Source organism: Paenarthrobacter sp. CAP02, from assembly GCF_040137855.1.
In the GTDB taxonomy this organism is placed as follows: Bacteria; Actinomycetota; Actinomycetes; order Actinomycetales; family Micrococcaceae; genus Arthrobacter.
In genome coordinates this window covers 441609-463455 of sequence record NZ_JBEEII010000001.1, presented here as the reverse complement: position 1 = coordinate 463455, position 21847 = coordinate 441609, and the positions used below count along the sequence as shown (strand labels likewise).

At 60.9% G+C, this 21847-nt stretch carries 15 protein-coding genes; 10 read left to right on the top strand and 5 right to left on the bottom strand.

All coding sequences use genetic code 11. The annotated features are described in order from the left end of the window. From yidC to ABHM97_RS02300, 5 genes are all read left to right on the top strand, one after another. Complete coding sequence (gene yidC / locus ABHM97_RS02320; RefSeq protein ID WP_257369971.1) at window positions 1–981, top strand: membrane protein insertase YidC; 981 nt, start codon at window positions 1–3, stop codon at window positions 979–981. Then, window positions 981–1532 carry a Jag family protein gene (locus ABHM97_RS02315; RefSeq protein ID WP_349469436.1) on the top strand — a complete coding sequence of 184 codons (552 nt, stop codon included), beginning with the start codon at window positions 981–983 and terminating at the stop codon, window positions 1530–1532. Before yidC ends, ABHM97_RS02315 begins: the two co-directional genes overlap by 1 nt. Before the next feature lie 6 nt (window positions 1533–1538). Next, entirely contained in the window at window positions 1539–2189 is a 651-nt protein-coding gene (rsmG, locus tag ABHM97_RS02310) for a 16S rRNA (guanine(527)-N(7))-methyltransferase RsmG (RefSeq protein WP_257369970.1), read from the top strand. An 87-nt stretch (window positions 2190–2276) separates the two neighbouring features. Beyond that, window positions 2277–3329: a ParA family protein gene (locus ABHM97_RS02305; RefSeq protein ID WP_235518116.1), complete on the top strand. Its 1053-nt coding sequence runs from the start codon at window positions 2277–2279 to the stop codon at window positions 3327–3329. Window positions 3330–3395: 66 nt separating this feature from the next. Further along, a complete protein-coding gene (locus ABHM97_RS02300) occupies window positions 3396–4604 on the top strand; it encodes a ParB/RepB/Spo0J family partition protein (protein ID WP_349469435.1) in 1209 nt (402 codons plus the stop codon). A 5246-nt stretch (window positions 4605–9850) separates the two neighbouring features. Here ABHM97_RS02300 and trxA read toward each other — a convergent pair. The 5 genes from trxA to ABHM97_RS02275 form a co-directional block, all read right to left on the bottom strand. Further along, complete coding sequence (gene trxA, locus ABHM97_RS02295; protein WP_235518120.1) at window positions 9851–10177, bottom strand: thioredoxin; 327 nt, start codon at window positions 10175–10177, stop codon at window positions 9851–9853. Window positions 10178–10200: 23 nt separating this feature from the next. Beyond that, a complete protein-coding gene (gene trxB, locus ABHM97_RS02290; protein ID WP_257369967.1) occupies window positions 10201–11157 on the bottom strand; it encodes a thioredoxin-disulfide reductase in 957 nt (318 codons plus the stop codon). A 228-nt stretch (window positions 11158–11385) separates the two neighbouring features. Continuing rightward, on the bottom strand, window positions 11386–13068 hold the full coding sequence (locus ABHM97_RS02285; protein ID WP_349469434.1) for an ABC transporter substrate-binding protein: 1683 nt from the start codon (window positions 13066–13068) through the stop codon (window positions 11386–11388). Window positions 13069–13208: 140 nt separating this feature from the next. Then, window positions 13209–15215 carry a murein biosynthesis integral membrane protein MurJ gene (gene murJ, locus ABHM97_RS02280; RefSeq protein ID WP_349469433.1) on the bottom strand — a complete coding sequence of 669 codons (2007 nt, stop codon included), beginning with the start codon at window positions 15213–15215 and terminating at the stop codon, window positions 13209–13211. Between the two features lie 26 nt (window positions 15216–15241). Continuing rightward, window positions 15242–15745: an NUDIX hydrolase gene (locus tag ABHM97_RS02275; RefSeq protein WP_090822121.1), complete on the bottom strand. Its 504-nt coding sequence runs from the start codon at window positions 15743–15745 to the stop codon at window positions 15242–15244. 196 nt (window positions 15746–15941) lie between these two features. On the opposite strand from ABHM97_RS02275, the gene ABHM97_RS02270 reads away from it, so the two are divergent. The 5 genes from ABHM97_RS02270 to ABHM97_RS02250 all read left to right on the top strand — a co-directional run bounded on the left by ABHM97_RS02270 (window position 15942) and on the right by ABHM97_RS02250 (window position 21845). After that, window positions 15942–17411: a CCA tRNA nucleotidyltransferase gene (locus ABHM97_RS02270; RefSeq protein ID WP_349469431.1), complete on the top strand. Its 1470-nt coding sequence runs from the start codon at window positions 15942–15944 to the stop codon at window positions 17409–17411. Continuing rightward, complete coding sequence (locus ABHM97_RS02265) at window positions 17408–17989, top strand: histidine phosphatase family protein (RefSeq protein WP_257369963.1); 582 nt, start codon at window positions 17408–17410, stop codon at window positions 17987–17989. The genes ABHM97_RS02270 and ABHM97_RS02265 overlap by 4 nt, the downstream gene beginning before the upstream one ends. Before the next feature lie 609 nt (window positions 17990–18598). Beyond that, window positions 18599–18739, top strand: coding sequence for a hypothetical protein (locus tag ABHM97_RS02260; RefSeq protein ID WP_235518131.1), 141 nt, complete (start codon window positions 18599–18601; stop codon window positions 18737–18739). 168 nt (window positions 18740–18907) lie between these two features. After that, window positions 18908–20413: a glycosyltransferase family 87 protein gene (locus ABHM97_RS02255; RefSeq protein WP_349469429.1), complete on the top strand. Its 1506-nt coding sequence runs from the start codon at window positions 18908–18910 to the stop codon at window positions 20411–20413. Beyond that, window positions 20406–21845 (top strand): phytoene desaturase family protein, encoded by a 1440-nt coding sequence (locus ABHM97_RS02250; protein ID WP_349469428.1) that lies wholly within the window; start codon window positions 20406–20408, stop codon window positions 21843–21845. The genes ABHM97_RS02255 and ABHM97_RS02250 overlap by 8 nt, the downstream gene beginning before the upstream one ends. The last annotated feature ends 2 nt before the right edge of the window (window positions 21846–21847 follow it).

Here is a 21847-nt window from a genome sequence, read left to right as displayed (position 1 = left end):
ATGGATGACTTCTTTGGGACAATCATGTTCCCGTTCAAGTGGCTGGTGTCGATCATCATGGTCGGCTTCCACGAGGGACTGAGCTTCATTGGCCTGCCCGCCGCAAATGGCTGGACATGGACTCTGTCCATCATTGGCCTCGTGCTGGTGATCCGTGCAGCCCTGATTCCTGTGTTCGTCAAGCAGATCAAGGCCCAGCGCGGCATGCAGCTCCTGCAGCCGGATCTGAAGAAGCTGCAGGCGAAGTACAAAGGCAAAACCGACCAACTCTCCCGCCAGGCCATGGCGCAGGAGCAGATGGCGATGTACAAGAAGCACGGGACCAACCCGTTCTCGGCATGTTTGCCGATGCTGATCCAGATGCCGTTCTTCTTCGCCCTGTTCCAGGTGCTTTCCGGTATCTCCAACGCGAAGAATGCCGGCAACGGTATCGGGGCCATGAGTGCCCAGCAAGTCGTGGAGTTCGATGAGTCGAGCATCTTCGGTGCCCCGTTGTCCTCCGCGCTCCTTCACGGTGGCGCGGGAAACGTCTCCGTCGTGGTCCTGAGCATCATCATGATCGTTGCCATGACGGCCTCGCAGTTCATCACCCAGAAGCAAATCATGGCCAAGAACATGTCCGAAGAGGCCATGGCCAGCCCGTTCATGCGTCAACAGAAGATGATGCTGTACATCCTGCCCCTCGTGTTCGGCATCGGTGGCATCAACTTCCCGATCGGTGTCCTTATCTACTGGACCACCACCAACCTCTGGACCATGGGCCAGCAGTTCTTCGTCATCCGCCGCATGCCTACGCCGGGTTCACCCGCTGCAAAGGCGCTGGAGGAGCGCCGTGCTGCGAAGGGCCTCCCGCCGCTTTTGGGTGGAAAAAAGACTTCAGCCGCTGATGCCGCTGCCGAGGCCGAAGCTGCGGCGGTTGCAGCCGCTGAAGCCCGTGCCCAGCGCGTCCAGCCACAACGTAAGAACAGGAAGAAGAAGTAATGTCTGCCGAGAGCACCGAAGAAGTTACCAGCGCCGTAACTGAAGACCAGGACGACTCCAAGGAAGAAACCCAGTCCAAGACGGCCAGCCGCTTGGAAGAGGAAGGCGACATCGCTGCCGACTACCTCGAGGAGCTCCTGGACATCGCCGACATCGACGGCGACATCGACATTGAGGTACGCAACGGGCGCACCTACATCTCCATCGGTGCAGACGAGGAGTCCGCAGCCCTGGACAGCCTCGTAGGCCGCGACGGCGAGGTGCTGGAAGCATTGCAGGAGCTGGCACGCCTTTCGGTGCTGTCCGCTACCGAGAACCGGTCCCGCCTGGTGCTGGACATCAACGGATACCGCAAGGAGCGCGCAGGCGTACTCCAGCAGATTGCCGAGGATGCCGTGGCCAAGGTCAAGGCGGATGGCGGAACGGTAGCCCTGGAACCCATGAGCGCCTACGAACGCAAGATTGTCCACGACGTCGTCGCTGATCTCGGGCTGGTTTCAGAATCCGAGGGCGAAGGCGCCGGCCGCCACATCGTCGTCTCGGCTGACTAGAAGCTCATGGTTGATATCACCGCAGCTGAACAGGAAGCGGCAGAGAAGATCTTTGGGGAGCGCTTGGATCTTGCCAAGCGCTATGTTGAACACCTGGCTACGTCCGGTACTGAACGAGGATTGATCGGTCCGCGCGAGATCCCTCGCTTGTGGAGCCGTCACGTCCTGAACTGCGCGGTCATCGAATCGGCCATCGCCATGGACAGCCACGTTGCGGACGTAGGGTCCGGCGCGGGCCTTCCGGGCTTGTGCCTGGCAATCGCGCGGCCGGATCTTGAACTTACCTTGATTGAGCCCTTGGAACGCCGCGTCATTTGGCTCCAGGAGGTCGTGGATGACCTTGGGCTGGACAACGTCACCATCATGCGGACCCGGGCTGAACTGGCAGTGGGCCTGGTTGATGCCGACGTTGTAACGGCACGGGCAGTCTCGGCACTGACCAACCTTGCCGGGCTGACCATTCCACTCTTGAATGGCCGTGGTGAAGTGGTGGCCATTAAGGGCCGAAGCGCAGGCGAAGAGATTGAGAAGGCCAAGAAAGTTATCCGCAAGCTCGGGGGCGTGGAAACGTCCGTTGTGGTTTGTGGACAGGAACTTTTGGAGGAACCCACCACCGTGGTGCGGATCATCGTCAACAAGCCGGGAAAGAGCGCGTAGCTACCGCCCTGTTTCCCGCGTGTCGGCGGCCGAGCGGTTAGGCTAGAGATCGGCAGCAAGCGCCAAATGAGAGTGAGAGTGTGACCAGTGGGCAGTAGTGAAACCTCCACGCAGCGGATCCCGCCGTTTATGTCTTTGGGTTCCGCGCGGGCAATGGCCACACCCTCTGCGTCCCTTCAATCCGCCATAGTGCGCCCTCATTCGGTTGAGAACGCCGTTTCACGTGAAACTGTCACAGATGGAGGGCGAAACGTCATGGATTCCATTGATGATTCCAGCCCCATTGCTCGCCAGCTGGCCAATGAAACGCGCCGGCGCGAGCGTCTTATTGGACGCGAACTGCCTAAGCCCGAAGGAACCCGTATCTTCACGGTATCCAATCAAAAGGGTGGCGTTGGCAAGACCACAACCACAGTCAACATCGCAGCGGCCTTGGCCTCGGCAGGACTCAATGTCCTGGTCATCGATATCGACCCCCAGGGCAATGCCTCCACGGCGCTCGGCATTGAACACCATGCCGACGTCGACAGCATCTATGACGTCCTGATCAACGACCTGCCCCTCAAGGATGTCGTGGCCCCGTGCCCGGACATCCCCAACCTCATCTGCGCCCCCGCCACAATTCACCTGGCCGGGGCCGAGATTGAGCTGGTCTCTTTGGTAGCTCGCGAGCAGCGCCTCCGCCGTGCCATCGATGTATACGCCAAGGAACGGGAAAAGAACGGTGAAGGTCGCCTCGACTTCATCTTTATCGACTGCCCTCCAAGCCTCGGCCTGCTGACAGTCAATGCATTCTGTGCTGCCAGTGAAGTGCTCATCCCGATCCAGTGCGAGTACTACGCCCTTGAGGGCTTGAGCCAGCTGCTCAAGAACATCGAAATGATCCAGAAGCACCTGAACGCCGACCTCGTCGTGTCCACCATCCTGTTGACCATGTACGACGGACGCACCAACCTCGCCGCCCAGGTAGCTTCTGAGGTGCGACAGCACTTCCCCGAGCAAGTACTCAGTGCCGTGGTACCCCGGTCGGTCCGCATCTCCGAGGCTCCGAGTTATCAGCAGACAGTTATGACCTACGATCCTTCGTCGAGCGGCGCGTTGTCTTACATGGAAGCCGCCGCCGAAATCGCCGAACGCTAGAATTTTTGAAACACTGCAACAGCCTGAGCCGGACCGTGCTTGGCTATCCATCGGAGGGATGAATCAATGAGCGAAAAGCGAAGGGGCCTCGGCAGGGGTCTTGGGGCTCTCATTCCCAGCGCGCCTGGTGCCGCCCAGGGAAATGGTGCCGCAGCTTCCCGTCCGGTGGACCTATTCTTTCCGGAGGCACGGAAGGCTGCAGAACCTGAGGCTGCCACCTCACACGCCGACGTACCCGTTGATGAGCCAAAAGCGTCCGGCGCCAGGTCTTCCGCCACAGCACGGACAAAGCCGGCTGCTAAGCCCGCTGCTAAGGCGACTTCGTCGACAGCCAAGTCTTCGCCCAGCAATCCGGCTACGAAACGCCCAGCTGCTTCCGATGCGGTCGAGGTTGAAGAAAGCTCGACGGCGGACGCGCCTTCAGCTGCTGTCTCGTCGAACGTTGAGCTGGTAGAGGTTCCCGGTGCGCGTTTCGCCGAAATTCCGGTTGGCGACATTCATCCAAACCGCAAACAGCCCCGATCCGTCTTCGATGAGGACGACATGGCTGAGCTCGTTCACTCCGTCAAGGAAATAGGCGTCCTCCAGCCAATTGTCGTACGGACTTCAACCGAAAAGGGTGGAGAACCGTATGAATTGGTTATGGGCGAGCGTCGTTGGCGTGCTGTGCAGGCCGCGGGACTCGAGACAATCCCTGCAATTGTCCGTGACACCACGGATGACGACCTTCTCCGCGATGCGCTACTCGAAAACCTGCACCGCAGCCAACTGAACCCGTTGGAAGAAGCGGCGGCCTACCAGCAACTCCTTGAAGACTTCGGTACCACCCACGAACAGTTGGCAGATCGCATTGGCCGGTCCCGTCCGCAGGTCTCCAACACTCTTCGTCTGCTGAAGCTGCCCCCGCTGGTACAGCGTCGTGTTGCTGCCAGTGTTCTTTCTGCCGGCCACGCACGCGCCTTGCTGTCCCTTCCTGATGCAGCAGCAATGGAGCGCCTGGCGCAGAAGATCGTCGCGGAGGGAATGTCGGTACGTGCTACGGAAGAAGCCGTGGCGCTGTATCAGGACCCCGCCGCGCCAGCGAAGAATTCCATTCCCAAGCCAAATGCTCGCCACGAACGCTTGGATTACCTGGCTTCGTCGCTCTCGGATCGTTTGGACACGAACGTGAAGATTACTTTGGGTGCCCGCAAGGGTCGAGTCAGTATCGAATTTGCGAGTGTTGAAGATTTGAACCGAATTATGGATGTTCTGGGACCTGGATCTGAGGATTAGCACTGTGCCACCCAACTGATGGGGTCTGCTCTTTGAGCAGGCCCCACTTTTGTTGAGTGCAGCTTGAGGCTCCGATTGCGTCTGCTGAGGGTCGCAGCAGGGCCTTGGAGGTTCTGTGTTTCACGTGAAACAGAGGCCTTGAGAGCCTATTCACTGCGTCTGGGCCTCTGCGCTAGCCATACATGTGGATGTGTCTTCGGGAGCTCGATATTGCCCGTGCCCAGTCTGATTGGCTGGGATGGTATGTACTACAGCAGTCTCTGTCTTCCCCCCGCGGCCCTGCTTTTCGCAGCGGGACGCCGGTGGGCCACCTTTCGGTATTTTCACCTCTCTTTGGTCTCCGTTTTACTCGCTGATCGTTCGTACTCTTGACCTCAAACTACTCGCACCCTGCGTGGCCAGTATGTCCCCGGCGCTGGATAGTGAGTGGGAGTGCCAAATATCCGAGTTGTTTCACGTGAAACAAAAGATACACGCCCGTTGAAGCGGGGCTTCAACGAGCCCAACCATTGAACCAATGGCGCCCTCAAATCGAGCCGGCAGGTCTCCATATGTGGTCGGTCCCCCAGAGGGTAGGTAGGTGCCGAGGCAAGATGGCCATCGCAATGGCGGCTTCGCCCCTCCATCCGCGATAAAGACGGAGATGACCGTTCCGCCTGGAGCTGAGCCTGTGGAACTCATCGATGATGTTTCACGTGAAACGGCCCTCTACCAATTCGAGTCTGCGTAAAGGGCCCGTTCGATATGCAGAAGCCCCTATATGGACCCACCATTCCAGTATCGGTCCCCTATAACCTCGCTGCATTCCTTTTGGCGGCCATACGTTCTGCCGGGGCCGCTCGACATGTTTCACGTGAAACGCTGGCACTAGTCGACTATTTCGTGTTCGTTTAGGTCGTGTTTGTCCGAGTCGGCCTCGCTGCTGATAGGTCTTCAAGGAGAATCGGCCAGTCTCCAAGCCCGTCAAGGCTGCAGCGAATACGGTGCTCCAACGCCAGGTGGGCAGTCTTCGGCAATGTCCCCTAGGAGGGGTCAATCTGGCACGCAAGCCTTAGTGGGGCAAGCCGCTGCGTCTGTTCGCACCAGCTTCTCTTGTAAGGGTCACCAACACCACTGCATGTAGGGGCTTCCCGCTTTTGAGACCCGTGGGGGCGGACAGCACTGAGACCAAATGTGAGGGGCGCTCCGAAGGGACTATAGATGGGCAGAAGTGCACGGCCGGGAAGGCTGGGCATGATGTCCAAGAGTCGTCCAAGGGGCACCAGAGTCGCCGGGGGCTGCGTAGATGGAAGCAACGTAGACGACTCCGCGACGTGGCACTAAGGCATCAATCAAGGGCATTTCCGGTCTCGGCAGGTGAAAAAGATAGTTAGCTATTGAATCCCCACGCATCGGTGAAGTTCGAAGCTGAAAGCGGCTCGGTAGGACTGGCGCCGACGTAAAAGGCCCCAAGTTCGGGCGCTAGTCAGTGTAACGACTGTGGACTGCGTATGTGCCCGCATGAGGGGCACGCGGGGCCGGCGCCGTTCGAGGTCCGGGCAACTCAACGATTGAGCAACCGACTCTTCGGCCTTCGGATTAGAGTCGAGGGTGGGGATCTAAAGGGACTGAGGCGCCGTGGAGCCTATTGTGGTGCCCGTACCTGACAGATCTTGTTCGCCTCTCCAGCAGACCTCATGACTGCCTGCCTATGAATGTGATACATCGCGGTTAGCCGCGTGTGCGTTTGATCTGATGCTGGGGACGATGGCCTGCGAAGTGCAGCTTCTCGGTCCTGTGGGGCGTCGAGTAGCAATGACTCCCGTAGTGGAACCCTGAACGTGCCTGCTTATCCAGGCATGAGACCAAAATTCACCGTACCTCTGGCCGGACAGATCTGTCTGGCGAGGCCACTGCTCGTAGATTTCAAGCAACTAGCTGACGCTCCCCTGCCCTAGCCCACCGACCGATTGATCCGATGTTGGGTTCCGTTCCAGTCAGCATTCTTCTAACCGCACTGCCACCGTCAGGGGACCCTGAACCCACGGCCAGATGAGATGGCGTGCCCTAGAAGCTCAGTGCGGCAAGCAAGTGCCCGGACCATGCTGGTCGACCGTCATGTTTCACGTGAAACAGTGGCTATGAGTGGTCGAAGTCTACGGCCAAAGAAGGTCAAACCGGGGAATACAGCTTGTGGAAAAGCCGGTGGATATCGCTGTGGATAACCATGGGGATAACTTACTCATTCAAGTGCAGCACTAGCAGCCCAGGAGCCTGGGCTCCGGGCGTTGACGTTAAACTCGCAGTGCGATTAGACCCTTACACTCGCCAGAACCGCGAAGTGCCCTTTTGCTGGACCAGATGTTTCCCTACAGCGGTTCAAAATGTCCCAATTCCTATTGAATCTGCGGAATTCTGACTGAGACTCAGACCCGCGAAGGCGGCAGCGGAGGGTCGTCTGCTTCTCCTGGTACGAGGCGCTTTCCGCCAACGTCCAGCATGCGTTTCCTAGCATTCTGTGGGCAATCTCATGGGCGGTGGAAAAGCCTGTGGATAACCTTGTGAACAACTTCAGCCTCGACGCAAACCTGCGAGGCCCCCGGTGCAGCTCCATAGCCTTTGAGAGAGCATAAGGCGAACGGACGTTCCGTTTCGAAGGCCCCGGCGCCTGGCTGCTTGAGAGACACTGTGCGCGGCAAGGGGCTCACGTGAGACCGGATGTTAGTTCTCGCAATTGGTGCAAACGTTCCAGGTGCATCAATTCTCCACCTTCGAGGACGGATCCTTTGGGCCAAGATCGGAGCCTATTGATCGGATGTCTTGAGGGGTACAGAATTTGCCTTGAGTTCCTGCTCCAGGCCCCGGTGGCGGGCAGCGTATTTGGCTTCTGGCCGGTAGCACTGAAATCAGTCAGTAGTGAGGTAAGTGAACCGCTAGCCGGTTTGTGGACCTGATAGGGCGTTGCCTGTCGGTATGCGTTAGGGCGCAGCGCAGGTCCTGCAGGGCTCACGGCATGACCTTGCGGCAAGGCCCTATACGGAGAGGGACCTCCTAAGCGGCCACGGTGTGAAGACAGATGCTCTAGAGTGGCGGTGCTCGACGGAAGGTCTTACGCGGCCCGACCAAAGGAACCTTGCTCGGGGCCTAGCTCGGTAGCGGAGCAGCTGCCGGCTCTTCCTAGGCTGCACGTGCCATGCGCACTTGGGCTGTTCCGTTTCACGTGAAACAGTCACATTATCGTCGCGTTCATCCCCTGACGGGAAGCCGTCTTGAGAGAAACAACGGGCACTTTCTGACCGGAAGACCTACGTTAGTCGACTGTAACTGGACTGCCTGGTGGACGGATCACCAAGAACGAGCCATCGTGACTATTGTTCCCGGTGCCTGAGGGACCGACTTGCCGTCTAGGCTGGGAGGGCGTCCCGTGTGGTACCTGACCGGCCCCCATGGCTGCTGTGCATACCTGCTGAGAGCTGGCGTGACTGATTTTGGTAAGAAGGACGAATCGTGGAAGGACACGATGTTGATCTCCGAGCGCATGTTCGAAGGTGCTTAGTGGCTTCGAATTGGCGGTGATGCCAAAGAGTTGGTGGAGGATCGATGCGTCCGCTGCAATCCTTCCGGACCGTACCGACCGGAGCAGATCCGCTGATCCAACTTTCTCCCCTATATCTATTGTTGTGGACCTTCCGCCGCTGAGTACGTACCGCAGCTCTCCAGTCATGGGCACGGAGCCCTAAGCCGAGGGTCAAGGGCAAGAGGGCACACGACGCAGGGGTCTGCCTCCTGTGGCGGCATTCCGACGGTGCCCAAATCCGATGAGGCTTGCGAGTCAAGTGCACTGGGGCCGTGTATGCCACGCCGGTGGTCCAGGAGCTGGAACTGTCGCGCAAGGCTCGACATCGCATCAGAAACTTCGAGAGCCGGCCTGTAGGTGACATGCACGATGCGTGGCCTTTGGGAGCTTTCCTGTTGCGCAAATGAGCTTTCGATACACGCAGGAGTACGGGGAGATCGCCGTAGCTGCTCTGCGAAAGGCCCGCTGAAGCCTCACCAAGGGTCCGTTTCACGTGAAACATGGATGTTTGACGGTGTTTTGTTCTTGGACGTCCGCCTGGAAAGGAACTGCTGATGCTCTGCGATGGTCTGTGAAGGGTGGGGAGGGCCGCGGCAGGTAAGTGCTGCGAGGGGTCAACAACCATCCAGGAGTAGGTTCACGGGCCATCACTGTTTTATGGGCGGCCTTGAGGTCAGGGCACACCCTGCCCATGTCTGCGGTAGGTGGTGTCCCGTGGGTGGGCGGTCCCTGGAGCCTTGCGGTTACAGACCTAACAGACTAATAGAGTCACGTTGTACCGGAGGCGTGTAGGTCGTCGGATTCCCCTTCCGGTGTGTGACTCGTTCTGCGGGTCGCAACGCCTAAGCAGTTCTGAAGGAACACAAACGCCGAGAGTTGACCGAAGCCTCGCTGAGGCACTTGGTGATAGCAGAGTGACTCCACTGTCAGGGTGTTGTTGTTTCGAAGCAACGAGCGCGGTTGCAGGGTTCCCAAGTGCAGGAACCCGGCACTACTTTCTAGCTACCAACCACAAGACGCAGCTTAGTGTGCTTGCCGGCGCGCTGGTCACCCTCTTCGCTGGTTCTTGGGTCACGTCGGCGGTATCCAGTCGACTCGAGTCGAATGCCTGAAACAGGGTCTCGGGAGCACCGCCGGCGAGATCTGGCCCCGACGGGTTCTGCCCCGAGCCACGGATGGATGGATCGGTTTCACGTGAAACATCCTTCGACGCCGAGGACAACGGACAGACGATCGCGAGATTGCCAGGCTCGTACCGTTCTGCCACCAGCACTCTCAGCAATCCCCCACACGACCTACGCTAACCCTTGGTTGTGCCTACATCGGGTGCGTCAAACAGGAGAGAAGCGGAAGCAGAAGAAGTTGCCTCTGGGTCCACAGCAGTCATCACCCTTCCAGTGGCGGCATCGCATCCTTGGGGGCCGGGATGTGAGCGAGCGTCGGGTTGAAGGGGCGGGGATGTGAGTGAGGGTTGGGTTGAAGGGGCTGGGATGTGAGCGAGGGTTGAGTTTGCCCCTACCCCAGTGAGCGGGAAGCCGCATTACCGTTCAGGAGCGCACCGGACGTCCCCACACGCACATAAGCCACCAATGCATCCTTGGAAGGTTCATTTCCAAGAAAAGAACACAAAGCCGGCGGCTCCCGCTCCGTGAGGAGCAGAAACCGCCGGCCTTAGACCTTGAGCGGAAGGTTAGGACAGTACGTCCGAGAATTCCTTTTCGAAGAACTGCTTCGGCTTGGCACCGATGACGGTGTTCTTCACTTCTCCCCCGCTGAACAGGTAGACGGCAGGGATGGAAGTGATGCCGTACTCAGCTGCGATGGCAGGGTTGTCGTCAACGTTGAGTTTCACGACCTCAACCTTGTCGCTGTACTCGACCGAGATCTCGTCGAGGATGGGGCCGAGCTTGCGGCAGGGGCCACACCACTCTGCCCAGAAGTCCACGATGACCGGCTTCTCGGAAGCCAGGACATCCGTGCTGAAGCTTGCGTCAGTTACGTCTTTTGCGTTGCTCATAACTTTTCCCTTCGTATGGTTGCTTAGGAGTTCAGGTCCGCGAGGTAGTGCTCTACGTCAAGAGCAGCTACACAGCCGGAGCCCGAAGCCGTGATGGCTTGGCGGTAGGTGGGGTCGATAACGTCGCCTGCGGCGAAGACACCCTTGATGTTCGTCTTGGAGCTGCGGCCCTCAACGGCGATGGTTCCTTCGGGGGTAAGTTCCACCTTGCCCTTGACGAGGTCTGTGCGGGGATCGTTGCCAATGGCCACGAAGACACCGGTGACTGCGAGCTCGGACTCAGTGCCGTCCACCAGGTTCTTCAACTTCAGGCCCGTGACCTTGTCCTCGCCGAGGACGTCTTCAACGGCCGTGTTCCAGACAAACTTGATCTTTTCGTGTGCCTGGGCGCGGTCGCCCATGATCTTCGATGCCTTCAGGGTGTCGCGGCGGTGGACGACAGTGACGGACTTGGCGAACTTGGTGAGGAAGAGTGCTTCTTCCATTGCAGAGTCGCCGCCGCCGATAACAGCGATGTCCTGGTCCTTGAAGAAGAAACCGTCGCAGGTTGCACACCAGCTAACGCCGTGGCCTGAGAGCCTCTTTTCGTTAGCCAAACCGAGTTCGCGGTATGCCGATCCGGTGGACAGAATGATGGCCTTCGCCTGGAAGGTCTCCCCCGTACCAATGGTGACCGTCTTGATGTCGCCGTCGAGGTCCAGTTCGGTGACGTCCTCGAACTGGATCTCAGTGCCGAATCGGGCGGCCTGCTTTTCGAAGTTCTCCATCAGGTCCGGACCCATGATGCCTTCCGGGAATCCCGGGTAGTTCTCAACGTCCGTGGTGTTCATCAATTCGCCACCAGCGGTGACAGAACCGGCAATGAGCAGAGGATTCATGTTGGCACGGGCGGTGTAAACAGCGGCTGTGTAGCCAGCGGGGCCTGAACCTACGATGATGACGTCGCGCACCTGCGATGCGCCGTTTTCTGCAATGCTCACGTGGCGTGAACCTCTTCCTTAGTCGATGCTGCGGCTTTCGGGGCAGCCACCTGACTCAACCCCAGTTAAGCCCCAAATATTCCGTTGGAGTTTGTCGGCCCTAAAAGCCACCAACATTCAGGGTACCTTCTGGACGCGGGCCACATCGAAGTGGTGACGCCCGCGCACAAAACAGTAGGGGCCGCCCTGACAAGTCAGAACGGCCCCTACTCTCATGGCTGGTGCGGACTACTGGACCCCAACCTCGGCCAAGCGCAGACCGAAACCGAACCGCGTCTTCGGGGCGGCCAGCTTGGGGAGCGTCTTGATATCCACAATGATGTACTGAGTCTGCGTCGGCGCTGCCAGGGGCAGCGTCAATTCAGGCGAGGTAAAGCTGTTGGTACCAACGAGCTTCGCTCCGTCCATGGCAGGACGGTCGTTGGTGTAGACGCTGATGCTGCCACCCGATCCACCCAGCTGGTTCAGCACAATGGACTTGACCTCGGTCTTTTCCTTGAGCTTGATGACCAGCGGCATGTTCGTGACCAGGCCACCCCAGTCTGCGGTCGCAAATTCCATGTCTGACCAGTAACTTGCAGCGTTGCCATCGAAGGCTCGTGCAAGGTCCTTGTCGTAGGTGGCTGCGAAGGGGAAATCTCCCAGCCGCGTGATGCTGTCGATCGCCGGCGGCGTGGCGGGCGGCGGAGCCTGCGTGGGGGCCGGTTCTTCAGTTTTGGTTTCGGTGGCCGGCGGGGCCGGCGTGCTCTGGCTTGCCGCGGGCGCGCTGCTCGGGAAGAGGCTGCCAAGGTTGGTAACAGCCAGGACCAGGCCTACCACCAGGACCACAGCCAGCAGGCCACCAACCAGCCAGCGAAGCGAGCGGGGCTCCTTCTCGGGAGCCTCGTCTTCGTATACCTCGTCGTCCTCGTAGTTTTCCTGGACTGCGGCCGACGCCGGGAAGCTGGTGGGGGCGCGGTCGTAACCAGTGTCTGAGGTACTGCCCGCAGCGGCAGCTCCCCCGGCAGCGGCGCCGGCTCCTGCAAAGCCGTAATCTTCTTCGGACCAGAGCGAGACCTTGGGTTCAGTGGACTCGGCGGGTTTGGCCGGTTCGCTGACGGGTGCTGGCTGGGAACTCACGGCCTGGGTAGGCGGTTGCGTCGGAGCGGCGGGCCGGGCCTGCGGCGGAGTCGGTTGGGAAGTAACAGCCTGGGTGGGCGGCTGGGCGGATGCCGCAGGCGACGCTCCCCCGGAAGCAGCAGGGGCGGCAGCGTCGGCGTCGTGATTCCTTGAACCCTGGTTCTTCAACGCTGCAGCGGCAGCGAGACCCGCTGCACCGGCTCCGGCAGCAGCTGCAGCCAGCTTGCCGGCGATGCCACTCTTGGCGGATGAGGGGTTCGAGGCAGGCCGCGGAGGTACGTTCCCCGCTTCGGAACCAGCGGTTGTCTGCTCGGTATCAGCCTCGGACGGGATGGGGTAGCCGTTTTCGTCGTACTGGATGTACTCGGCGTCGTGCTCGTCATCCTCGTAGAGGCCGTCGTAGGTTTCGGGCTCGTACGTGCGCGGCTGCCCAAAGATCTCGCTGCCAAGCGTCTCCGTGAAGAACGGCTCGATGTACGGCGGGTTTGTGGCAACAACGAGGTCCAGCAGGTCCGGTGCGGAGCTGTGGTTGGTGATGAGGTACGTGGTGTTGTCGCTGATGCCGAGGTCCAAAATCTGGACGTGGCCGGGGCGCTCCCCTGTGGCCACTTCGCGGGCGCTCTGCGCAACCTGCTCGGCATTTCCGGGTCCGGCGACGAGGATGCTCACGGGACGGTTGAGGACCTGGTCCACGCCGTCGAGCACCTGATCTTGGTCATGCGAGGTCAACACATTGGCCGTGACCTTGTAGCGGCCGCCAAGTACTGATCCGACGTCGATCGGGTGGGACACGTGTTCCTCCTAGGCTGTCCGGGAGTTGCGGGTCCTGCACACGGCTGGCCCGGCGAGCCGGACTAACCGCTTTTGCAACTACCTATATTCGTTTCTAGCCTAGCCGATTGGTTCCATCCGCCCGTGTTGGCGGCACCGGCTTACTTCTTGTTTTGCCTGCTCGGGAAGTATGGATTGCGACCCGCGTCGCCTTGATATGTTCGCCGGCCCGGCAACGGGACCTGCGGGCGGAACCTGCCACCCAGGGCTGTGCTGGGCACTTCTTCGTCGGGCAGGTAGGACTTTGGAGCGTCCGCGGCGGGCGCTGGAGCGGTGCGCTGAGCCCCGACTGCCGGCCCGGCCCTGAACGAGGCGGCGTCGAACTCGCCCGAGATGCGAGGGATTAAACCGGTGTCGTCCGAGACTGTGGCGCGTTCCGGCGTCGTGGTTTCTGAGGTTCCTTCGACCACCGGTTCCGGCGCCCCACGGCCCAAGCGGCCCATGAGCGGGCGTAGGAGATCGCGAAGTTCGGTGACGTGGAAGACGCGCAGCAGGACCAGGTAGGCGAGCAACATGACGGGCCCGACGACGACCACCGTCACCAGGGCGGCCGGGCGGCTGCTCCATGCGAAGCCGTCGGCGCGGTAGCTCCCCAACAGCCAAAGGGCCGCAGCGCCGGCCAGTGCGGAGCCGAGACCGGCGTAGCCCATGCGGATGTAAGAGTTCGCGATTCGTGGTCCGTCGAGGTGGCCCAGCAAGCGACGCAGGAACACCACGCTGATGACCACGGAAAGGATATTGCCCAGAGTGTAGAGGATCGCGATGGCGTAAATGATCTGGCCGACAGGGAGGAACTGGATGAAGAACGCGCCCACCACGTAGATCACCGCCAGCCACAGCTGCACATACAGGGGCGTGCGTGCGTCCTCGTTGGCGTAGAACACGCGGGACATCATGAAGTTGGCGCTCAGGAACGGGGTGCTCAAAGCCAGGATGGTGAGCGTCTGTGCGAGCATGACGCCGTCCTGCGAGTTGCCGCCCGAGAAGAACATGCCCAGCGGGCCGGCCAAGGCAAACAGCGCCAAGGCACCGAAGACCGTAGCAACAGCCATGGTCCGGAGACCATGGGACAGGGCATCGCGAAGCTCGGCTTTGTTGCCGTCCTGCGACGCGCGCGTCATGCGGTTAAAGAGGACGGTTGCCAAGGACAAAGCAATGATCGAGTGGGGCAGCAGGTACAGCTGGCTGGCGACTTCCAGGACGGCGTTACCGGGCAGGACAGCAGCAGCGGCCGTGTCCCCCGCATTGTTCAGCCGGAGCCGCTCGGCGCCGGGAATCGTCGCGATCCTCATGATGTAGAGGAAGGCCAACTGCCCGACGGCGGCAGTCGCCAGGGTCCAGACGCTCAGCTTGGCAGCCTGGCCCAGTCCGACCCCGCGCCACCCGAAACGGGGACGGAGGCCAAGGCGCAGCCGGAAGACGGGAACCAACAGGATGGCTGTCTGCGCAATGACGCCAAAGGTTGAGAACCCTGCGATCAGCAACGTCTGGGTGGGACCCCAGTTGTCCAGGGTGTGGGGGTTGCTGAGGTTCTCTCCGAGGATCCAAATGAACATCCCCAGGCCGGCGATGGCCACCAGGTTGTTCAGGATGGGGGCCCACATGGCGGGGCCAAACGCTCCGTGGGCGTTCAACACCTGGGTCAGAAGGGCGTAGAGCCCGTAGAAGAAGATCTGTGGGAGGCACCAGAAGGCAAAGGTGACCGCCAGGGCCTTTTGTTGCTCGGAATACCCCTGCGTGGTGAGGTCGATGACCAGTGGTGCTGCAAGGGTTACCAACGCGGTCAGGGCAAAGAGCACCAACACGGCAAGGGTCAGCAGCCGACTGAGGTAGTCAGCTCCGCGGTCCGGGGCTTTACTCGCCTTGATGATCTGCGGCACCAGGACGGCGTTGAACACGCCACCGGCCACCAGCAGGAAGATCAGGTTCGGCAGGTTGTTGGCATTAATGAAGGTGTCATTAATGGTCGAACCAAGCCCGAGTGCTGTACCGAGCATCCACGTTTTGGCGAAGCCAAGGAACCGGGAAACGAGCGTCCCTGCGGCCATGATGGCGCTGGAACGTGCTTCTCCGGATTGAACGGACTGGGTTGTTTTGGCTTCAGACATCGCCTTTATCGTCCCATGTACCCGGGTCAGAGGTGTTCGGGCAGCACTTCCCGTGCCAGATCGGCGATGCGGCGTTCATTCGGGAAGGACAGTTTGCGGGCCAGTTCCTGGATGGGAACCCACGCGGCATCCACGGCCTCCTGGTCAGGATCGTTCTCGATGGTCAGCTCACCGCCCGTTGCCTGGAGCAGGAAGTGGTGGACGGTTTTATGGACGCGGTGGCCGCTCACTGTGAACCAGTAGTCAATGCTGCCCAGGGGTGCAAGGATGCTGCCTTCGATGCCGGTTTCCTCGGCGATCTCGCGGACAGCTGCTTCCTCGTTGTTTTCGCGGCCCTCGGGATGGCCCTTCGGCAGGCACCATTCGAGCCGGCCCCCCCTATTAAGGCGGGCGATAATCGCAACCCGGAGTTCGCCGTCGGACGTGTCCACAACAACGCCGCCGGCTGACACTTCCTCAACCGTGGGAAGTGAGGCCTGTACCGGGTGCTGCGGAGCAGGCGCGACGTGGGCACCGATTGCCGACGGCAACGGTGCGTTTGTCCTCCTGCCAGGAGCGCTCGGGATCGGGTTGGCCATGAGGTCCACTCTAACGACTCTTGCCCTCGAGTGATGACCGGGACATGGCTACAAGATGGACTGCAGGAGACGGTCCGCGGACGCATGCCTGATATTGCATGGAACAGTGGCCCACTCCCGGGTAAAAATCTGCCAAGCTTAAGGGACTATGGCGCACGTATTGGACAGCTCTTCAGTTAACTTCACCATCGATCCGGTGGTGCTCGACCTCGGGCAGCGCTTTGTCGACGCCGGCTATGAGCTGTCCTTGGTGGGTGGGCCTGTCCGCGACCTCTTCCTCGGGAGGACCTCCCCGGACCTCGACTTCACCACGGACGCCACGCCGGACCAGACCATCGCGGTCATCAAGAAGTGGGCTGACAACTTCTGGGAAATCGGCCGTGCTTTCGGCACCATCGGGATGCGTAAGAGTGGCTTCCAGATCGAAATCACCACGTACCGCGCCGAGGCGTACGACCCCGATTCGCGAAAGCCCGTGGTGGCCTTCGGGAACTCCTTGACGGATGACCTGCTCCGCCGCGACTTCACCATCAACGCCATGGCCCTCCGGCTGCCCAGCCTTGAACTCGTGGATCCCTTCGGTGGCGTCCGCGACCTCCACGCTTCCGAACTGGCAACACCCGGCGCCCCCGAGGCGTCATTCTCGGATGACCCCCTGCGCATGATGCGCGCGGCCCGGTTCGCGTCGCAGCTCGGCGTGTCGGTTCACGACGACGTTCGGCTCGCCATGACCCAGATGGCCGACCGCATCAAGATCATTTCCGCCGAGCGCGTCCGCGAGGAGCTGGTCAAACTCATCAACGGAGCCCACCCGCGAGTGGGCATCGACCTCCTGGTGGATACAGGACTGGCTGAGTTCGTGCTCCCCGAGGTCTCCGCGTTGCGCCTGGAAGCCGACGAACACCACCGTCACAAGGACGTGTACCAGCATTCCCTCCAGGTCCTGGAACAGGCCGCCGCACTCGAAACGGGTCCCGATGGCCCCGTACCCGGGCCGGACTTCGTGCTGCGGTTCGCTGCGTTGATGCACGACGTCGGCAAGCCGGCTACGCGCCGTTTTGAACCGGGCGGCGCGGTGAGCTTCCGCCACCATGACGTGGTGGGCGCCAAGCTGGTGGCCAAGCGCATGAAAGCCCTGCGCTTCGACAACGACTCGATCAAGGCCGTTGCCCGCCTGGTGGAACTCCACATGCGCTTCTACGGCTACGGTGATGCTGGCTGGAGTGACTCGGCTGTCCGCCGGTACGTTACCGACGCCGGTCCCCTGCTGGAACGCCTGCATCGGCTCACCCGCTCCGATGTCACCACGCGTAACCAGCGCAAGGCTGACCGCTTGTCTTTCGCCTACGATGACCTTGAGCACCGCATCGCGGCGCTCTTGGAGCAGGAATCGCTGGCTGCCGTCCGGCCTGACCTCGATGGAGCGCAGATCATGGCCCTTTTGGGACTCAAGCCGGGACCGGTGGTGGGCAAGGCCTACAAGTTCCTCCTGGAAGAGCGCATGGAACACGGACCGCTGTCCCCGGAGGAAGCCGAGCAGAAGCTGTTGGCGTGGTGGGCCACGCAACCCGAGTCCGCCGTCGTCGAGCCTTTGACTGAAACTGAGGAGCCCTCATGAATGCTGCGACTTCCCCGCGCCCGCAACTCTGGATCCTTCGCCACGGCGAGACGGAGTGGTCCAAGAGCGGCCAGTACACGGGCCTGACCGATCTGCCCCTCACTGTTGAGGGTGAGCAGCAGGCTGTTGAAGCACGAAAGGTCCTGGAGGGCATCGACTTCGACCTGGTGCTGACCTCCCCGCTGCGACGTGCCCGCCGTACAGCCGAACTGGCCGGCTACCCTGAAGCGGTGCACGAGCCGCTCGCCGTCGAATGGAACTATGGCGACTACGAAGGCATCAGCTCGGACCTGATCCGTAAGGACAACCCGGATTACCTCATCTGGACGGATGGTGTTCCCAACGGGGAGACCCTGGATGAGGTGGCTGCCCGTGCCGACAAGATCATTGGGCGCGTCCTGGAATCCGGAATGGACAACGTCCTGGTGGTGGCACACGGGCATTTCTCCCGAATCCTCACCGCACGTTGGCTGGAAATGGACGCCCGGGAAGGCCGGCATTTCGTCCTCGGAACAGCTAAAGTCTGCACGCTCGGATGGGATAAGCGCACGCCCGCAATTGTGCGCTGGGGTCTCTAGAAACATTCATTAAGAAAAAGTTTTGGCGAAACAGTGAATTGTGCTGGCCAAACTCCCTGTTCATGGGGTAGCTTATATCTTGTTCCCAGAGCGATCCGCCGGGAACAAGGCGCGCATTCTTCCGATTAGTCACCCGGGTGAATGCCACAGCAGGCTGTAAAGGCCGGAAGGAGGTTGGGAAAAATGATTACTTTGACTAGCGGACGGAAGTTGACCGTCAATGCTGCCCCGGCCTCTGCTGATGATCGACGCCTTTTTTACTCTCTGACCCACTCCTGATCCACCGGACCGGCCTGTTGCCGGCGGTGTTCATGACAGCCTTCATTTCCTTGGATGGCTGAGTAGTCAGTTGTAGGCGCGGACCCACGCAGCATGCCGCGGGTGCGCAGTTTTCCCAAAGTTCGGAACCAGCTTCTTGTTGGGTCGACTGCCGGAAGCCCGCGCAATGATGCAATGACGTTTCAGGAATTCCTGATTCGGTCCGCTAATTACCCTTAAACCAGCCTCGGTTTTTCGCACCCTTTTTGGCCCTTTGAATTCTTTATCTTCAAATGGCCCTAATTGTTGCGCCTAAATTCCCGGCATAATCCCCCTGAAAGGAGGTGAACCATGCGAAAGCGCCCAGAAGACATGCGTTTCTTCAAGAGCGTCACAGCGCCCAAGGACCGCACCCTGTTCAACGGCCAGCTGCTGGACCAACGCCGTGAAGACGTTTACGTTGCCCTGCACCAGATGGGACTGATCCGCTGATGTCCTTCAGCCTGTCCGAAGGAGACACGGATGCCACACGACTTTGTTGAACCTCCGGGAGCCCGCGCGGCTACGCGTGGGCTTCCGCCTTTTAAGCGCATTGGCTCATCCAGGGAGTCGGGGCGGAACCTGATGCCCTGTTCCAAGTAGTGACTGTAAGCTCGAGCCATGCAGGAGACGAAGCCGCACCGGCCTCAGAAACGTGCCCGCGTGGTGGTTCCCAGCCGCAGTGACAGCCTGCTCCGGAACTTCACAGAGCTCATAGGCGGTCCGCTGGGCAGGCACTCATCGCCAGGCGAAGCTTCTTCCGGCGCGTTCACTGTGGAACGGGTCCTGATCCTCCTCACCGTGCTGGCGGCGCTGCTGGCCGTGCTCGCCAAGGACTACTGCCGGGTCAACGGTTGGGAAACTCCCGGCCAGTTCTACTCCACCTGCTACTCCGACTTCCCCGAACTTTTTAAGAACCGCGGACTCGGCGACGGAGTCATCCCCCTGTTCACCCAAGGCAGCCAGTTTGAATACCCCGTGCTGATGGGGATCATCGCTGGGATCACTGCCCTGCTGGTGCCCGGCCAGGGGGTCAACAATGATCGGGTACTGGGCTACTTCGATGTGAACGCGACGTTGATTGTGGCCATGTGGATCGTTACCGTCCTCCTCACCGCCAGAATCAACAAGCGTCGCCCTTGGGATGCCGCCATGGTGGCCTTGGCACCCGGGATTATCCTGGCCGGCCTGATCAACTGGGACATGTGGGCGGTGGCTCTGCTCGCCTTGGGAATGTACTTCTTCTCCAGGGACAAACTGATCTTCGCCGGTGTCTGCATCGGGCTGGGCACTGCCACCAAGCTCTACCCGGTCCTGTTCCTCGGTGCCGTGCTACTGCTGGCCCTTCGGACCGGAAAGTTCCGGCCGTTCCTTGTCACCGCAGGAGCTGCCCTGGTGTCCTGGCTGGTAGTCAACCTTCCGTTCGCGGCCCTGAACCCTACTGGCTGGCAGTACTTCTTCGAGTTCACCCAGGACCGGCCCGCCGGCTACAGCTCGCCGTGGTTTTCCTACAACCTGGTAGCGGACAGGCTGCACTGGATGCAGATGGATGCGGCCAGCATCAACGTGATTGCGTTGGCCCTGTTTGCCCTGGCGTGCATCCTCATTGCCGTGGTGGCCCTGTGCGCGCCGCGGCGGCCACGGATCGCCCAGCTTGTCTTCCTGATTGTCGGCGCGTTCATCCTCACCAACAAGGTCTACTCGCCCCAGTTCGTTCTCTGGCTGATCCCGCTCCTTGCCCTGGCGCGGCCCCGCTGGCGCGACTTCCTCCTGTGGCAGGCTGCCGAAGGCCTGCATTGGGCGGCAATTTGGATGTACCTTGGCCAGGCGACCAGTGGCGGACCTGTCCAGCACAACATTGACATGTCCTATTACGTGATGGCGGTGGTCCTGCACATGGCCGCCACGGCCTACCTGATGGCGAGGGTTGTTATGGATATCTGGGATCCGGTCCAGGACCCCGTGCGCATCCACGGCGACGATGACCCACATGGCGGTCCCTTCGACGGCGCCACGGACTGGCTCAGGATCGACCTCTTCCACCGGGCCGGGTCGGTCCTGCCCGGAGGGCATCGGGTAGCCGAAGCTCAAGCAGCCCGCGCGGTGGAGGGAGGCAGCGATGGGTGATGTCGCCGTCGTCGGCGCGGGCCCCAACGGTCTGGCGGCAGCAGTGGTCATGGCCCGTGCGGGCCTGAAGGTACACGTTTACGAGGCCGCGAACGCCATTGGCGGAGGTTCGCGCACCAGTGAGCTGATGGAACCCGGGCATTTCTACGACATCTGCTCCGCGGTACACCCCATGGCATTGGCGTCGCCGTTCTTCCGTGCCTTCGAGCTGTCCAAACGAATTGAACTGCGGGTCCCGGAAGTTCAGCACGGAACACCCCTGGACGTGGGCGGTGCCGCGTTGGCTTACCAGTCGCTGGACAGGACTGTCCAGGGCTTGGGCGTGGATGGACCGGCATACCGCCGGCTCATGGAACCCCTGCTGGAGCGGGTCTCCGGGGTGGTGGAATTTACGTCCAACCAGCTGCTGCGCATACCCAAAGACCCGTTGGCCGCCATGGGCTTTGGTCTTGCCACGCTGGATCAGGGCACGCCCATGTGGGGCCGCCGCTTCCGGGAGGAGGCAGCGCCCGCGCTCCTGACCGGGGTGATGTCGCACGCGCTGGGTTCGCAACCGTCCCTGAGCTCAACCGGCGCCGGGCTCCTGCTCGGGGTCCTTGCCCATGCCGGCGGTTGGCCGATTCCCGTAGGGGGGTCAATGTCCATTGCCCAGGCGATGGCGGATGACGTGACCGCCCACGGAGGAACCATCCACGTAGGTGAACGAGTGGACTCCCTGGACCAGGTTCGGCCCGCGGACGCCATCCTGTTGGATGTTGCTCCCCCGACCCTGGCCCGGATCGGCGGCGCGGAAGTACCCGACCGCTACCGCCGGGCACTGGAAGCATTCCGATTCGGGAATGCAGCATGCAAAGTGGACTTTATTCTCTCCCGGCCTGTGCCTTGGTTGGATCCAGGCCTGGCCAAGGCAGGCACGGTCCACGTGGGAGGTTCACGGCTTGCCATGGCCGAATCCGAGAATCTGGTAGCGATGGGCAAGTATCCACCGCAGCCCTACGTCCTGGTTTCCCAGCCGTCCCTGCTGGACCCGACCCGCGCACCTGAAGGCCGCCACATCCTGTGGTCCTACTGCCACGTCCCTGCCAACTCCACCGTGGATATGGCGGAGGCGGTAACGGCCCGCATCGAGCGATATGCGCCCGGCTTCAGGGACGTCGTGGTGGCGTCAAAGACCACGACGGCGGCAGAACTGGCTGCGTACAACGAAAACTATGTGGGTGGCGACTTCAGCGCAGGCATCCTGGATCTCCGTGGGCTGGTGCAGCGGCCCGTGGTGTCCAATGTGCCTTGGCGGACGCCGATGCCGGGTGTCTATCTGTGTTCGTCCTCAACGCCGCCAGGTCCCGGAGTGACAGGAATGCCCGGGTACCACGCGGCTAAACATGCCCTTAAGGACATATTCAAATTGCGGGTACCCGGGCTGGGCGTTTAGCC